A 15,669-nucleotide genomic window follows, 5' to 3' on the forward strand; every position below is an offset into this window, starting at 1 on the left:
TTGAAAGAAGGGAGCATATATGGGATTTCCCAAAGAAGGAGAAAAAGTACAAATACATAGTTATAAACATAATGGCTCCATTCATAGAATGTGGGAAGAAACAACAATTTTAAAAGGGACACAGAGTCTTGTAATCGGAGCGAATGATCGTACAGTAGTTACAGAATCGGATGGCCGAACATGGATTACTCGTGAACCAGCAATTTGTTATTTTCATGCCAACTATTGGTTTAATGTGATTGGGATGCTTAGGGAAGATGGCGTATATTATTATTGTAATTTAAGCTCACCTTTTGCGTATGATCCTGAAGCATTAAAGTATATTGATTATGATTTAGATATTAAAGTATATCCAGATATGACATATACGCTTCTAGATGAAGATGAGTATGAAAAACATAGTCAAATTATGCAGTATCCACCTGTTATTGATACAATTTTAAAACGAAATGTAGCACATTTAACACAGTGGATTCATCAAAGAAAAGGTCCATTTGCACCAGACTTCGTAGATATGTGGTATGAACGATATTTAATGTACAGAAATTAAAACAAACCTGCAGGGGGCTTCCCGGCAGGTTTGTCCTATTAGAGGGGGGATTATGTGCAAGGCATAAAAAGATATTTACAATTTGTTAAACCATATCGATGGCTTATTGCTATTACAATTATTATTGGACTAGTTAAGTTCGGTATCCCACTTATTATGCCGTGGTTATTAAAGTATATTATCGATGATGTAATTCAAGGCGCGGGCTCACTTCAAGATAAAACATCTCAATTAATAACAGCGATTGGAATTGCTTTTTTTATTTTTGCGGTATTAAGACCACCGATTGAATATTATCGTCAATATTTCGCCCAACGTATCGCAAATACAATACTGTATGATTTGCGGAAGCATATTTTCGGTCACTTACAAAAGTTAAGTTTACGTTATTACTCCAATACAAAAACAGGGGAGATTATTTCGCGTGTCATCCATGATGTAGAACAAACGAAGGATTTTGTAATTACTGGTTTGATGAACGTCTGGTTAGATACTGCAACAATTGCTATTGCTATCATTGTTATGTTTTCTATGAATATAAAATTAACATTTGTTGCGTTATTGATTTTACCTATTTATGTAATTGCAGTGAAATATTTTTTCGGACGTCTTCGGAAATTGACGAAAGAGCGTTCACAAGCGTTAGCGACGATGCAAGGGTATTTGCATGAACGTATTCAAGGAATGCAAGTGACACGTAGCTTTGCGTTAGAAGAGTATGAGGGGAAGCAGTTTGAAAAAAGAAATAATGAATTTTTAACGAAAGCATTAACCCATACAAGTTGGACGGCAAGAACATTTTCGGCAGTAAATACGTTAACCGATTTAGGTCCGTTACTTGTGATTGGTTTTGCAGCATATGAAGTAATTCAAGGGCAGTTAACGCTAGGAACGATGGTAGCTTTTGTTGGATATATGGATAGTTTATATAGTCCGCTTCGCCGCCTTGTTAATTCATCTACAACATTAACACAATCTTTTGCATCGATGGACCGTGTGTTTGAACTGTTAGATGAAAAATACGATATTGTTAATGTACCAAATGCGGTACAAACGAAAAAATTAAATGGAGAAATTGTATTTGAAAATGTTTCTTTTCGTTATAATGCAGATGAAAAAGAGATATTACACAACTTGTCATTAACTATGCAGCCTGGAGAGAAAGTAGCGCTTGTAGGAGCGAGTGGGGGAGGAAAGTCATCTCTTGCTAGTTTAATCCCGCGTTTCTATGATGTTTCTGAAGGCGCGGTTTATGTAGATGGCATAGATGTAAGAAAGTACAATATGAGAAATTTGCGTAGTCATATTGGAATTGTACTGCAGGATAATTTATTGTTTAGCGATACAATTGGAGCTAATATTTTATATGGAAATCCGAAAGCTACAGAGAAAGAAGTGATTGCAGCTGCCAAAGCTGCGCAAATTCATGATTTTATTATAGACTTACCAGATGGTTATAATACTGTCGTTGGAGAACGTGGTGTGAAGCTATCAGGCGGGCAAAGACAACGCGTGGCAATTGCACGAGTGTTTCTAAAGAATCCGTCGGTACTTATATTAGATGAAGCAACTTCAGCATTAGATTTAGAAAATGAAAGGTATATTCAAGAGGCGCTTCAGACGTTAGCTGCTGACCGGACAACGATTATAATTGCACATCGATTAGCGACGATTACACATGTTGATACGATTATTTACATTGAAGACGGTGAGATTAAAGAGACTGGTTCTCATGAAGAGTTAATGCGAAAAAGAGGATTTTATTACAATTTATATCAACTTCAACATATAACAGAAACAGCTCCTTTAGCATAAAAGGAGCTGTTTTTTTATTCGTCTTCTTTTTTATCATCGATTTGGAGTTCTTTTTCTGGTTTATGATATGTGTAGAAGCTATCTACAAGCAAATCTAAATGCTCTACTTCTTCACTATAGTTAATGATGGAAGAAATAAGAGGGAAGAGATGTAACCATGTTTTATATGCTTCTTCATCGTCTTTATTTTGATATTCCATAAAGATATCAATTAATTCTTGTTTACCTGTTTCAACTTCATCAAGCATTTCAACTGATTGTTGTTTTTTTGCTTTACCAATAAATTTTAATAAAACTTGTTCATGATAATGCGTTAATGAGTCAAGTTCGTTTTGGATAGATTCCTGAAATTCTTCTGGCATATAGCGCAGTTCATTTTCAGTACGGTGTAATGATTTTAACGTACTTAAAGCACGGCTTGTTGTCGCTAACATTTGTCTGAATAAAACGAGCTTACGAATTTTTGCGAACTTTACTTTTTTCGTATAGCTTCTTTCTTCTTTATACAGCAAATAGTAATGATTTAGTTTGATCATTTTTTCTTTCATACGATCAATATCAGTTTTTAGCGTTGTAAAATCAGAAGCCTGCCTGCTATTCATTCGAATCCATTTTACAATTTCTTCTGTATTATCAACGATACGATGATAAAGTTTTGTTTCATATTTTGGCGGCATAAATACTAAATTTACAAGTGAAGCCGCAATAATACCAATCATAATCGTCGCAAATCGAAGTAAGGCAAAACTAAAGAAATCTTCGCCTTGATACTCCATAATGGCGATAACTGTTACTAAAGCAATTGATATTGTGTTTTCTAATCGTAATTGTAATGTAAGAGCAATTACTAATATACATGTTAATCCAATAATAAAAGGATTATGTCCAAAAGCAGTAGCAAATGCGATAGCAAATATCGCACCAATTACATTTGCTTGAATTTGTTCAAGTGCTGTTAAATAAGAACGGTATACAGACGGTTGAACAGCAAAGATAGCTGAAATTCCCGCAAATACCGGACTCGGTAATTGAAGTAAAATACAAGCAAATAAAGCTAACGTGATGGCAATACCCGTTTTTAAAATGCGAGCACCAAGTTTCATACCCTTAATAAGATCCTTTCTCTTGTCATAATGAATGTACAACATGATACTATACATTCATTACAATATGTTAGCAAGTGATATTTTAGTGACGTTAAAAGAAATTAGTGTTCATTTTATCCCGCTAATTGTGAGTAGTAAGATTCCTGCCTCAAAAATTAGAAGCTAGATGCCGGTAAACGCTCGATTGGTGTGGGCTAATTAAAGTTTCACTTTATAATTTTTCCTAATTCCTTTTAAACATCAGTTTTTAGTAAAAAAACCTGCTGAATTTCAGCAGGTCTCAAATTGTTACTATAGATTACTATGAGAAGCGTACTTCGTCAATTTTTTCTTAATAATGAAAATTACTCATTTTACTCTGTTGAGATAGATGGGTCTGCCTGTTCTTTTTTCGGGATAATCTCAAAAAACTGGTTCTGTATATCATCTAATAATGCTGTTAATAAAGCAACTTCCTCATATTGCTCATGTTCGTTTAGTACACGAATATAGTCTAGCAATAATTCAGTTACATCTTTCAAACCATTTTTACTAATTGGTTGTAATGTAACATTTGCCCCTTTTGCAATTCTTCTTTTTAAGGCCTGTTCTGTTAGGCCTAAGTTTGAATCATGACGCAAATAAACAACACCGCCAGTCATGCCAGCGCAAATCCATGGACCAGGGTCACCTAAAACAAGCGCTCGCCCATTTGTCATATATTCAAAAGCAAAACCTTTAATATTGGAGTATGCCCCTATATTTCCTTGCTCTTTTTCACGGAGTGGTTTTGTTATTCTACCTCCAATTATCATGTCTGCCCCAGAAAGGCGAATGCCAGCGCGAGCATCAGCGTTCCCTTGCACGTATAGTGCCCCTTTTTGTGCACCATATCCAAATCCTTTTCCGACAGAACCGTTATAATATACTCCGTCTTTTCCTTTTGATTTCGTTATATAAATCCCACCACCAAAGGAAGTTTTACCAATGCCATCTTGTGCGCCGCCATTTACGTGTATAAATAAATTTTCACTATTGTAAGCGCCTAACCCATTTCCGGGAATAGAACCATTCGTATACTTTAATGTAAGTGGTTCAAGTTGAGTAGCTTCATATAGTTTACTGCGAACGCGATAACATGATTCTAGACCACCCATAACGCGTTGCTCTACACCAACGCCTACTAATTCTTTTGAGTCAGCGGAATGAACTGTCTTAAATTGTTTTTCTGGTACACCATCTGTTGTTGTAACAGATGGATGTTCTATTATTTGTAATAAATTACGTAAGTTTAATAAATTTTCGCCTCGAACTTGCTCTAATAAATCAGAACGCCCAACAATTGCTTGTAAATTTGTATACCCAAGCTGTCCTGTTAATCGTTTTAGTTCTATACCGAAAGAGGTGAATAAATTTAGCAGGCCAGTAACTGCGCTTTCTAATTCGCGTGGGACGAAGCGGCGTAACCCATGTTCCTTTGCTTGTGCTTCAGACTCGATTTGTGTTGCAATTCCGACATGGCAAGTATCTAGATGACACCCACGGCAAGTAGTGCAGCCGATTGCAATCATTGATAGTGTGCCAAATCCAATACGGTTTGCTCCGAGAAGCATGATTTTCAAGGCATCATTTACACTTCGAATACCACCATCTGCCCAAATCTCTACTTTATGTCTCATGCTCGCTTCTAATAAAGCGTTGTGAGCGGCTTTAACACCAATTTCTACAGGAAGACCTACATGTTGCAAGGCGTGAATACGTGCAGCACCTGTTCCGCCATCGAATCCGCTAATGTTAATAAAATCAGCACCAGCTTTGGCGATACCGACAGCAATTGTTCCGATATTAGGAACGACAGGGACTTTCACGGCTACTTTGGCAAGTTGATTAGCTGTTTTAATTTCCGTAATCATTTGAGCTAAATCTTCAATTGAATAAATATCATGGTTATTAGAAGGTGAAATTAAATCTGAGCCAATTGTCGCATTACGTGCTTCAGCGATTTTGGCTGTTACTTTTGAACCAGGTAAATGCCCACCTTCCCCAGGCTTTGCGCCTTGACCAATTTTGATTTCAATTAAGTTCGATGAGTTTAGTAGTTCGGCATTTACTCCAAATCGCCCAGATGCCACTTGTTGTCCACGTGTATGTGGATATTTTCCAATCATATCTTTAATTTCGCCGCCTTCACCGTTCAAGCTAATCATATTTAGCTGATCGGCCGCTTCTGCATATGCGCGAAAGGCAATTTCGTTTTGAGAACCAAATGACATAGAACTAATAATAAATGGAAAATCATGGTTTTTAATGCCGATAGATACTTCTTCAGTTGGAACGACATGTTTTGTTTGTTTCGTTTGAACAAGGTGTCTGATTGCGATGGGATTATTCTCTTCTAGTTCACTTAACTTGTCACGGTAATCATCATAAGAATTTCCTTTTGCAACATCGCCGATTGCTTTCCAAATTCGCGGGAATATATGAAATGATTTTCGCATTCTAATTTTAGGATTGTTATAATCATCCGCTCGCATTTTTGCATCTTCAACAAGTGATTCAAGTGAAAAAGCTAAATCATTTGAACCGAAGAAATTTGTAATCTGTAATATATTTGCGATTTCTTCATGTAACCCAATAGATGAATAGAGACGTCCGTAACCACGTAACTCATGAATTCCAATTGTTGAAATGACTTTTTCTAATCCTTTATTAAGTGCATTATACAGATTCGTAATTGGTGTTTTTGTTCCGTCATTTACAGTCGCGAATAATAAATATGGATTAATACCATCTGCTCCTAATCCATATAGCGTGACAATGTCATGTAAGGAGCGAAGGGCACCAGAACGTATAACGAGAGAACAATTGCGGCGTAATTTATTTTCACTTAATGCTTGATGTACTTTAGCAGTAACTAAATGTGGATCAATCCACAATCGCTCATTTAGATGGGCTTTTGCGTCATCTAATACTAGTAGGGAAGCACCATTGTTAACAGCAGCTATCGCTTCAGAACTAATGCGGCTTAATGCACATTGTAGAGTTTCTGACGAGCTGAATGTAGCAGAGATTGTGGCGATAGAGTTATGAGTTTTAAATAGCTCTATGAGTTGTTCGTACGTAATTGTGTGTAATTCCTCTGCAATAGGTTGTGCCACGCTGCCTTCTAAAATAATTGGTGAAAGCATTTCAACTACAAATGGCCGTTTTGCGCCGCTTAATAAACTTGGACGCTCTCCAAGTACAGTACGTGTAGAGAAGTGTTCAATTTCACGGTCACGGTCAATTGCAGGGTTTGTAACAACAGCTACACTTTCTTTAATGAAGTCAGCGATATTTCGTCTATCAGTATCAAGTGCGGCAAGTGGTGAGTCATGCCCAAGTGAGCGTATTGGCTCAACGCCTTTTGTTGCCATCTGTTCAAGGAGTTGAATATGTTCTCGGTCCCATCCGAAAGCGACGTATTGTTTCGTTTCAACTTGAACAGAATCACATAGCCCTTGGATTTTTTTCGTTTCAGGGATAGATAAATTTAAATGGTAATTGGTAGTATCAATTCGCTTTTTAAAACGGTTATATACTTGGATTTGATATTTGTCATATTCATAAAGAACAAGTTCATCTTGTTCATTCCATTTTAATCCGACTTTTTCTCCAGGAGCGAGTGGTTTTGGTTCTGCTACATATTTAGTTGGTGATACAACTCCAGGTTCAGAAGAGAAAATATAAGAGCTCTCTGTCTCTACTTTCCATACTGGGCGTAATCCAAGGGAATCAACGCTGAAAACAGCTTCATCTTTAAAACGGGAAATGATGCCAGCTGGTCCTTGGGCAAAATGTCCCCACGCTTCACGTATATACGTATATAAATCTTGTAAAGGTGTTTCATAAAGTTTAATTTCATTAATAATTGGTGGGAATAGAATTTCCATTGCTTCAAATAAGCTGTAGTTGTATTGAACAAGTAGGGTTTCTAAGGTGCGGTTTAAATCTTGAGAGTCACTGCCTCCTGCAGTAAGTGGTACATCAATCATTTCAGCTTGATCGCGTAATTTCGCAATTGTGTTAATTTCACCATTATGTCCGAGAATGCTAAATGGTTGTACACGAAAAAAATTAGATAATGTATTAGTAGAGTAGCGGTTATGTCCTAATGTCATAGTTGAAGCGATAAGCGGATGTTGTAAATCATTATAGTAGGCAACAAGCGTATCACCAGCACCTAGAACTTTATATACAACATGATTACGACTTAATGAAGCAACATGAATTGCTTCGTTTTCCTCTATTTTTATTGTGACAGAAAATAATGTTTGCTCAATATTTGTAATTTCGTTTTCTGCGATAAGGGCAACTTGCCAAAATAAAGGTTCTTCTTGTTTACCAAGTGGACCGAGTGCATCTGAGTTTGTTACATCATCACTTTCGAAAATGATAGTAAAGTTTTTGTTGTTTAATTGCGTACGAATATAATCTTTTAAGGCAGTAATGTCTTCTTTTTTATTTAGAAAAAAATGTCCAACGATAAAGTGGGGATGATCCACAATCGTTGGATTATATCCGCTACTTTTTAGTTTTTCATTCCAAAGCGTTTTTGGTATATCAATGTGAATGCCGATGCCATCGCCCTCACCATTAATGAAACCAGCTCTATGATTCATTTTGACGAGTGATTGTATGCAAAGGTCAATGTTTTCTTTTGTAGCAATTTTTCGTTTCTCCATAACGGAAACGATTCCACACGCATCATGTTCTGCATTTCTATAATCTCGAAATAAAGACGGTGTCCATGTATTTTTTTTATTGAGCATCCGTCAATCCCCCCTCTTGTAAAAGTTAGAATAATCTTACTATTTAAGGTGCGAATCACCTTGTACACAGAGATAGTAATGCTGTAAAAGAATATAAAACAGATAATTATGAATAATTATACTATTAATACGGAATTTATGAAATAGAAAAAAGGAAAAAAGAAAGGTGAGCTTTCTTTTTTCCTTTTAATGACGGGATTATTTATTGTCTGCTAGGGCAGCAAATGCTCTGCCGACAGCTTCGATTGTATATTCAATATCTTCTTTTGTATGTTCTGTAGTTAAGAACCATGCCTCGTATTTAGAAGGTGCTAAGTTAACTCCTTCTTGAAGCATAAGCTTGAAGAATTTACCGAACATTTCACCGTCTGTATCTTGTGCGGCATCGTAATCTTCAATTGTGTTTGTTGTGAAGTATACAGTTAAAGCCCCTTTTAGACGGTTTAATGTAATGTCGATATTATGTTTCGCTGCTTGCTCTAAAATTCCTTTTTCAAGCATTGCACCAAGTTCATCTAATTTCTCATAAAGCCCTGCTTGTTGAAGTACTTCTAGACAAGCGATACCTGATGCCATAGAAGCAGGGTTTCCTGCCATTGTACCAGCTTGGTATGCAGGTCCAAGCGGAGCAACTTGTTCCATAATTTCTTTCTTACCACCGTAAGCACCGATTGGTAAGCCGCCGCCAATAACTTTACCAAGCGCTGTTAAGTCAGGTGTCACACCAAGTAAGTCTTGAGCACCACCGTACATAAAGCGGAAAGCAGTAATAACTTCATCATAAATTACTAGTGCGCCAGCTTCGTGAACAAGTTCATTCACTTTTTCAAGGAATCCTGGTTTAGGCTCTACAATACCGAAGTTTCCAACGATTGGTTCTACAAGGATAGCTGCTACTTCATGACCCCATTTATCTAAAGCCTCTTTTAAAGTTTCTACATTATTAAATGGAACGGTAATAACTTCTTGTGCAATACTTTGTGGTACGCCAGCTGAGTCAGGAGTTCCTAAAGTAGAAGGACCAGATCCAGCTGCCACAAGTACTAAATCAGAATGACCGTGGTAACAACCAGCGAATTTCATGATCTTTGTGCGGCCTGTATAAGCACGAGCAACACGAATCGTTGTCATCACTGCTTCTGTACCAGAGTTTACAAAACGGACTTTATCTAATGCAGGCATTGCTTCTTTTAACATTTTTGCGAATTTTACCTCTAGCGCTGTTGGTGTTCCATAAAGTACCCCATTTTCAGCAGCTGTTGTAATTGCTTTTGTTATATGCGGATGAGCATGTCCAGTAATAATAGGACCGTATGCTGCTAAATAATCGATATATTTATTTCCGTCTACATCCCAGAAATAAGCGCCTTTCCCACGTTCCATAGCAACAGGAGCGCCGCCGCCAACTGCTTTAAAAGAACGAGAAGGACTATTAACACCGCCAACGATATGCTCTAAAGCTTCTTTATGTAATGCTTCTGACTTTGTGAATTTCACTACAATTCATCTCCTTACAAAAATCTATGTATTATTCTAACATGTTTTTTGAAAAGACGTATTGTTTGTGATAGCGCAGGCAGTTGGGTAAACTATTCGTTGTGACATTTAGGAGGGGGGTCCGATTATGAAATCGGTAATTGAGGTACAAGGGTTACGTAAAGAGTTTACAGCCTATTCAAGTCGTCCGGGCTTAAAGGGTGCATTTCGCGATTTATTAAATCGTAATTATAAAATAGTACCAGCAGTAAATGATGTATCTTTTACTGTAAAGCAAGGTGAAATGGTTGGTTATATCGGTGAGAACGGTGCTGGTAAATCAACAACAATTAAAATGCTTACGGGGATTTTAACTCCGACATCAGGGCAAATCACAGTAAATGGAATGAACCCACATAAACAAAGAGAAGAATTTGTAAGAACAATTGGTGTTGTTTTTGGACAGCGTTCGCAACTTTGGTGGGATATTGCAGTACAAGAATCGTTTCGTTTATTAAAGAAAGTGTACGGTGTATCAGACGCTCAGTATAAGGAGCATATGGAGCACGTAATTGAAACGTTAGATATAGGGCCTTTATTAGATAAACCAGTTCGAAAATTATCTCTTGGTCAAAGGATGCGTTGTGAATTAGCGGCAGCCTTAATTCATAATCCACCGTTATTATTTTTAGATGAGCCAACAATTGGGTTAGATGTACTTGTGAAATTGAAAATACGTGAATTTTTAAAAGAAATGAATGAACGTTATAAAACAACAATTTTATTAACAACACACGATATTACTGATATTGAAGCTTTATGTGAGCGCGTTATCATGCTGGATGAAGGGAATATTATGTATGACGGTTCTTTAAGTAATCTTCGTACGCAGTGGGGAGCAGAGAAGGAAATTCACTTTCAGTTTGTTGCACCAGTTTCCTATCAGGCTTTATCAATGGTTATGCCAGATAATCATGTTGTTTGGTCGAAAGCGAAAGAGGAAAATGCATGGGTTGCAAAAATTCCGAATGAAGAAGTTATTATTTCAATGCTTATTTCTAAAGTAGTACAAGCATTTCAAATTAAAGATTTAAAAATTAACGAAGTGTCTACAGAGGAAATTATTCGTAACATTTATGAAGAAGGTATTACGCATGGGTAAGTATATTGAAATGATTCGAATTCGCTTTTTAATGATGCTTGCGTATCGTACAAATTACTATAGCGGGATTTTAATTTATACGATTAATATCGGTGCTTACTATTTTTTATGGCAAGCAATTTATAGCGGAAAAGAGAATATTGAAAGTTTATCTATTTCGCAAATGACCACGTATATCGCAATCGCGTGGATGGCACGTGCCTTCTATTTTAATAATATAGATAGGGAAATTGCGATGGAGATTCAAGAAGGACGTGTGGCTGTAGAATTAATTCGTCCGTATAACTATTTGGGAATGAAAGTTATGCAAGGTCTTGGCGAGGGAATATTCCGTTTTGCCTTCTTTTCCATTCCAGGCATGGTTATCGTTACGTTATTATTTTCGTTGCAAATTACAACGAATTTTCAAACTTGGTTATATTTCTTCTTATCTTTAATATTTAGCTTTATTATTAATACACAAATTAATTTAATGACGGGAATGCTTACGTTTTTCCTATTTAATAATAGTGGAATTATGTATGCAAAACGCGTTGTTATTGATTTATTTTCAGGTCTATTATTACCAATTAGTTTTTATCCGTTATGGGCCCAAAAAGCAATGATGTTTTTACCGTTTCAGGCTATTAGTTATATTCCAAGTATGATTTTTTCTGAAGGTATACAGGGGAGTAAGTTGTATGAGGCTTTAGTATTTCAAGTGATTTGGGCGATTGTACTTATTATTCCAATTGTACTCATGTGGAGAACGGCGAGAAAACGTCTAATTGTACAAGGGGGATGATGAGATGCTATATATAAACTTATTTTTACAATATGCAAGTCAATATATAAAAACGAAATTGGAGTATCGAGGCGATTTTATCGTTGGTTTACTTTCTGATTTATCGCTTCAAGCAGTTAATTTAATATTTATTCTCGTTGTATTTGGGCATACACAAGCATTGAAGGGATGGAGTCGAGAAGAGGTAATCTTTATTTATGGTTTCTTTTTAGTACCATTTGCCATCTTTTCAGCTTTCTTTAATATATGGGATTTTAATGATCGATACATTATTAAAGGGGAGATGGATCGTGTATTAACGCGACCGATCCATAGCCTATTTCAAATTATATTAGAAAGAATGGAACTTGAATCTTTAATTGGAGCTATTACAGGGATTGTTGTAATGGGATATGCAGCTGTGGAGTTACAATTATCTTTTTACTGGTATGATTTCTTCTTATTTATATTGATGGTAGGAGGAGGAGCACTTGTATATGGAGGGATATTTGTTACGCTGGCGAGCCTTGGTTTTTGGTCGGATGCGAAAAGTTCAATTATGCCTCTTATGTATAACATAGGTAATTACGGGCGCTATCCTGTTAATATTTATAATCGTGTAATTCGTTTCATTTTAACGTTTGTTTTACCGTTTGCATTTGTTGGAGTATATCCAGGGGCATACTTTTTAAGAAAAACAGAATGGAATAGTTATGCATTTGCGACGCCAATGGTTGGTATTATCTGTTTTACGATTGCAATCACCCTCTGGAACCAAGGGGTAAAAAGGTATCGTGGCGCGGGTAATTAATTATAGAAGCTTGTTCGTTTCTAAGGGATAAATCAGTTCTCCACCTCATACATATAAAATGAGGTGGAGGACATGTTATGGGGATTTATTCTATTAATTGCAGCAATCGCTATTTTGAAAAGTGTCCAATTATTATGGAGTTCCTATTCGGATTCAACGCGTTTTTTTTCGCTCTATAATTTGGCCACATTATTTTTAATCTATACAACAGTACTAATCGCATTTGGATTAAGTTACGTTGTATTAGAGGAAATGGGTTTCGCAGTTTTGAAAGAGGACGGAGAAAGTTTGAACGCTCATTCTTTTCAACTCGTCGAAGTTTGTTTATATTTTAGCGCAGTTACTTTATTGTCTGTTGGATATGGTGACATATCTCCGATTGGAATTGGGCGATGGATTGCAATCGCAGAAGCGCTAATTGGATATACACTCCCTTTTGCTTTTGTGATGAGGTCTGTAATAGACAATGAAAAATAAGGAAGCATTTGTTATAGTAAAGGAAAAGAGTAGGAGTGATAACTATGATTACAGTAGGAGAAATGGCACCAGAATTCACATTAGAGGGAAGTAACGGAGAAGAAGTTCGCCTAGCTGATTTCCGCGGTAAAAATGTAGTTCTCTATTTTTATCCGAAAGATATGACGCCAGGATGTACAACTGAAGCATGTGATTTTCGTGATGCGTATGGAGTATTTCAAGAGAAGGATACGGTTATTCTTGGAGTAAGTCCTGATTCAGCGAATAGACATTTGAAATTCATTGAGAAACATGAATTGCCATTTACACTTTTAGTAGATGAAGATCATAAAGTAGCAGAGTTATACGATGTTTGGAAGTTAAAAAAGAACTTTGGGAAAGAGTATATGGGAATCGAGCGTTCTACATTCCTTATTAATAAAGACGGTGAACTTGTAAAAGAGTGGCGTAAAGTGAAAGTGAAAGGACATATTGAGGATGTTCTTTCTTATATAAAATAAATCTACATTGGGGATAAAATATGTAGAAACAAGGCAAGTGTCTATACATATTTTACTGCCTTACATAAAGTGGAAGTGTAGGGCATACCTCCTCAGATGATAGTATTCCAAGTGCGATTATGTCGCACTTTTTTCTATGGAATATATGAAGAAAAAAGGGAAAGATACATAAAAACAAGTCCTGAATATAAAAATAAACTACATACTTATAGTAGAAATATTGACGATTTATAAGAAAAGGAGTACACTCTTTATAAGAATTATAAAATAATAATCCGTATAGAATCGGGGTGCATGACGGTGGTCAAAGAAGAATTAAAAGAAGCGCTAGAAATGCTGAAAAATACGGGTGTACGCATTACTCCACAGCGTCATGCTATTTTAGAGTACCTTGTGGAATCAATGACGCACCCAACAGCGGATGATATTTATAAAGCATTAGAAGGTAAGTTTCCAAATATGAGTGTTGCAACTGTCTATAATAACTTACGTGTGTTTAAAGAGGTTGGACTTGTAAAGGAATTAACTTATGGAGACGCTTCAAGTAGATTTGATTATGTTACAAGTCAACATTATCATGTGATTTGCGAAAAATGTGGTAAGATTGTTGATTTTCCTTATGGAGGCTTGGAAAAGCTGGAAGAGGAAGCTGCGAAAACGACAGGCTTCGTTATCAATAGTCATCGCTTAGAAATTTATGGCGTTTGTCCAGAGTGTCATAAGGCGTAATATATAATAAAGAAAGAGGCTGACGGCTATACGTCAGCCTCTTTCTTTATTATATAAGGATTAGCGTGAGGTTAATCGGGATTTACAGTGCTAAGTTAGTAAGGAGGGTTAGATAAAAGTTTGTCGAATTTACTTTGTATTGGTGGAAATGAATTCTGGGAGGGGACATTTTGAAGAAATATGAGATTAAAAATAACATTCCAACATTGGAAGAATATAAATATTTATGTGATTCTGTGGGATGGACTAACTATATGAACTTTGAGGTGGCGGAAATATCACTTCAAAATTCGATTTACTGTATAACAGTCAAGGATAATAATCAAATCATCGGCATGGGGAGAATTGTTGGTGATGGGGCTATCTATTTCTATATTCAAGATATAGTGGTTCATCCAGAGTATCAAAAGAATGGTATTGGAAAGAAAATAATGAATACTTTAGTAGAATACTTAAATCAGAATGCTCCAGATAAAGCATTCATTGGTTTGTTTGCGTCGCAAGGTAAAACATCATTCTACGAAAAATATGATTTTAAAGATTATTCGCCTAATATGACAGGGATGTTTACTGTTATTTCGAAAAAATAGGTGTAATAAATTTAATAAAACAATTAAAAAGTTGATTTTTTAATAAATCAACTTTTTAATGAGTTGAAACGTTTGTAGTGTTGCAAATTCGTATTTCCCTTGATACTTATGATTTATAACTCTTCTTATTATACTTTTCATCAAATTCTTTTCCTTCTAGATCTCGATCTAGTGTTAAAGGTTGATTGCAGTGCATACATGCATCGACACGGCCGAGCATTTTTGTTGGCTTATCACAGCTTGGGCAAATAATTTGGATAGTCTTAGTAGATAACATACCAATCCAAAAGTAAACGACAGTGCTAGCGATAACAGCTAAAAAGCCAACCATCATAAACGTTGTCATAATAATAATGTTTTCGCGGAAAAAGACACCTAAGTATGCAATGAAGAGGCCGATAAATACTAAACTTAATGCAAAGGTCCGGATTTTATTGATTTTGTTTGAATACTTAATGCTCATTCTCACCACGCTCCTATACTAATAATATAACATAAAATTTAGAATTTTCACTCTCATGTAAATTGATAAAGGGATAAGATATGAAATGAATAGGAGGGGGACCATGAAGAATGAATGGACGCTATAATGATTTTTACAGCGGTTTTAAAGTTTTTAACGGGATGTGAAATTTTTTTATAAAAAGTATTGACCCTGTATATACTGCATGATATATTAATAACCGTCGCTGATGCGGAAACGCAGAAAACGACAAAAAAGAAATTGAAAAACTTAGTTGACATTGAAAAATGAAGATGTTAACATAAGGAAGTCGCGAATGAGCGACTAAGTAGTTCTTTGAAAACTGAACGAAACAAACAACGTGAAACGTCAATTTTTATTTTAGATGCTAGACAAACTAACTTTATTGGAGAGTTTGATCCTGGCTCAGGATGAAC

At 36.0% G+C, this 15,669-nt stretch carries 13 protein-coding genes; 9 read left to right on the plus strand and 4 right to left on the minus strand.

Annotation, left to right across the window (positions count from 1 at the left end):
- Positions 1 to 19 precede the first annotated feature (19 nt).
- On the plus strand, positions 20 to 550 hold the full coding sequence (gene ntdP, locus ACTFR8_RS25615) for a nucleoside tri-diphosphate phosphatase (protein WP_000506624.1): 531 nt from the start codon (positions 20 to 22) through the stop codon (positions 548 to 550).
- Between the two features lie 54 nt (positions 551 to 604).
- Positions 605 to 2,365, plus strand: coding sequence for an ABC transporter ATP-binding protein (locus ACTFR8_RS25620; protein WP_001161601.1), 1,761 nt, complete (start codon positions 605 to 607; stop codon positions 2,363 to 2,365).
- A 14-nt stretch (positions 2,366 to 2,379) separates the two neighbouring features.
- Here ACTFR8_RS25620 and ACTFR8_RS25625 read toward each other — a convergent pair whose 3' ends face one another.
- The 3 genes from ACTFR8_RS25625 to hemL all read right to left on the minus strand — a co-directional run bounded on the left by ACTFR8_RS25625 (position 2,380) and on the right by hemL (position 9,758).
- Complete coding sequence (locus ACTFR8_RS25625; protein WP_000765787.1) at positions 2,380 to 3,468, minus strand: aromatic acid exporter family protein; 1,089 nt, start codon at positions 3,466 to 3,468, stop codon at positions 2,380 to 2,382.
- A 356-nt stretch (positions 3,469 to 3,824) separates the two neighbouring features.
- Positions 3,825 to 8,261 carry a glutamate synthase-related protein gene (locus tag ACTFR8_RS25630; RefSeq protein ID WP_252209776.1) on the minus strand — a complete coding sequence of 1,479 codons (4,437 nt, stop codon included), beginning with the start codon at positions 8,259 to 8,261 and terminating at the stop codon, positions 3,825 to 3,827.
- A gap of 198 nt (positions 8,262 to 8,459) precedes the next feature.
- On the minus strand, positions 8,460 to 9,758 hold the full coding sequence (gene hemL / locus ACTFR8_RS25635; RefSeq protein WP_000673236.1) for a glutamate-1-semialdehyde-2,1-aminomutase: 1,299 nt from the start codon (positions 9,756 to 9,758) through the stop codon (positions 8,460 to 8,462).
- Between the two features lie 127 nt (positions 9,759 to 9,885).
- On the opposite strand from hemL, the gene ACTFR8_RS25640 reads away from it, so the two are divergent.
- The 7 genes from ACTFR8_RS25640 to ACTFR8_RS25670 all read left to right on the plus strand — a co-directional run bounded on the left by ACTFR8_RS25640 (position 9,886) and on the right by ACTFR8_RS25670 (position 14,769).
- A complete protein-coding gene (locus ACTFR8_RS25640; RefSeq protein WP_000843658.1) occupies positions 9,886 to 10,899 on the plus strand; it encodes an ABC transporter ATP-binding protein in 1,014 nt (337 codons plus the stop codon).
- Positions 10,892 to 11,683 carry an ABC transporter permease gene (locus tag ACTFR8_RS25645; protein WP_000521519.1) on the plus strand — a complete coding sequence of 264 codons (792 nt, stop codon included), beginning with the start codon at positions 10,892 to 10,894 and terminating at the stop codon, positions 11,681 to 11,683. Before ACTFR8_RS25640 ends, ACTFR8_RS25645 begins: the two co-directional genes overlap by 8 nt.
- 4 nt (positions 11,684 to 11,687) lie before the next feature.
- Entirely contained in the window at positions 11,688 to 12,473 is a 786-nt protein-coding gene (locus ACTFR8_RS25650; protein WP_000965776.1) for an ABC transporter permease, read from the plus strand.
- A gap of 72 nt (positions 12,474 to 12,545) precedes the next feature.
- Positions 12,546 to 12,950, plus strand: a complete 405-nt coding sequence (locus ACTFR8_RS25655; RefSeq protein WP_000964343.1) for a potassium channel family protein — start codon at positions 12,546 to 12,548, stop codon at positions 12,948 to 12,950.
- Between the two features lie 44 nt (positions 12,951 to 12,994).
- Positions 12,995 to 13,450, plus strand: coding sequence for a thioredoxin-dependent thiol peroxidase (gene bcp / locus ACTFR8_RS25660; protein ID WP_000633710.1), 456 nt, complete (start codon positions 12,995 to 12,997; stop codon positions 13,448 to 13,450).
- A 300-nt stretch (positions 13,451 to 13,750) separates the two neighbouring features.
- Positions 13,751 to 14,179: a peroxide-responsive transcriptional repressor PerR gene (gene perR / locus ACTFR8_RS25665; RefSeq protein WP_000237829.1), complete on the plus strand. Its 429-nt coding sequence runs from the start codon at positions 13,751 to 13,753 to the stop codon at positions 14,177 to 14,179.
- 170 nt (positions 14,180 to 14,349) lie between these two features.
- A complete protein-coding gene (locus tag ACTFR8_RS25670; RefSeq protein ID WP_000759738.1) occupies positions 14,350 to 14,769 on the plus strand; it encodes a GNAT family N-acetyltransferase in 420 nt (139 codons plus the stop codon).
- A gap of 106 nt (positions 14,770 to 14,875) precedes the next feature.
- On the opposite strand, the gene ACTFR8_RS25675 is transcribed toward ACTFR8_RS25670, so the two are convergent.
- Complete coding sequence (locus tag ACTFR8_RS25675) at positions 14,876 to 15,232, minus strand: YgzB family protein (RefSeq protein WP_000025058.1); 357 nt, start codon at positions 15,230 to 15,232, stop codon at positions 14,876 to 14,878.
- Between the last annotated feature and the right edge of the window lie 437 nt (positions 15,233 to 15,669).

This window comes from Bacillus cereus group sp. MYBK15-3 (assembly GCF_051916765.1).
In the GTDB taxonomy this organism is placed as follows: Bacteria; Bacillota; Bacilli; order Bacillales; family Bacillaceae_G; genus Bacillus_A; species Bacillus_A cereus.

What these genes read in the sequence shown, in the direction of transcription:
- ACTFR8_RS25625 (WP_000765787.1), bottom strand. Translation starts at nt 3,468, where the DNA reads ATGAAACTTGGTGCTCGCATTTTAAAAACGGGTATTGCCATCACGTTA.
- ACTFR8_RS25645 (WP_000521519.1), top strand. Translation starts at nt 10,892, where the DNA reads ATGGGTAAGTATATTGAAATGATTCGAATTCGCTTTTTAATGATGCTT.
- ACTFR8_RS25650 (WP_000965776.1), top strand. Translation starts at nt 11,688, where the DNA reads ATGCTATATATAAACTTATTTTTACAATATGCAAGTCAATATATAAAA.
- ACTFR8_RS25655 (WP_000964343.1), top strand. Translation starts at nt 12,546, where the DNA reads ATGTTATGGGGATTTATTCTATTAATTGCAGCAATCGCTATTTTGAAA.
- ntdP (WP_000506624.1), top strand. Translation starts at nt 20, where the DNA reads ATGGGATTTCCCAAAGAAGGAGAAAAAGTACAAATACATAGTTATAAA.
- ACTFR8_RS25640 (WP_000843658.1), top strand. Translation starts at nt 9,886, where the DNA reads ATGAAATCGGTAATTGAGGTACAAGGGTTACGTAAAGAGTTTACAGCC.
- bcp (WP_000633710.1), top strand. Translation starts at nt 12,995, where the DNA reads ATGATTACAGTAGGAGAAATGGCACCAGAATTCACATTAGAGGGAAGT.
- ACTFR8_RS25675 (WP_000025058.1), bottom strand. Translation starts at nt 15,232, where the DNA reads ATGAGCATTAAGTATTCAAACAAAATCAATAAAATCCGGACCTTTGCA.
- ACTFR8_RS25630 (WP_252209776.1), bottom strand. Translation starts at nt 8,261, where the DNA reads ATGCTCAATAAAAAAAATACATGGACACCGTCTTTATTTCGAGATTAT.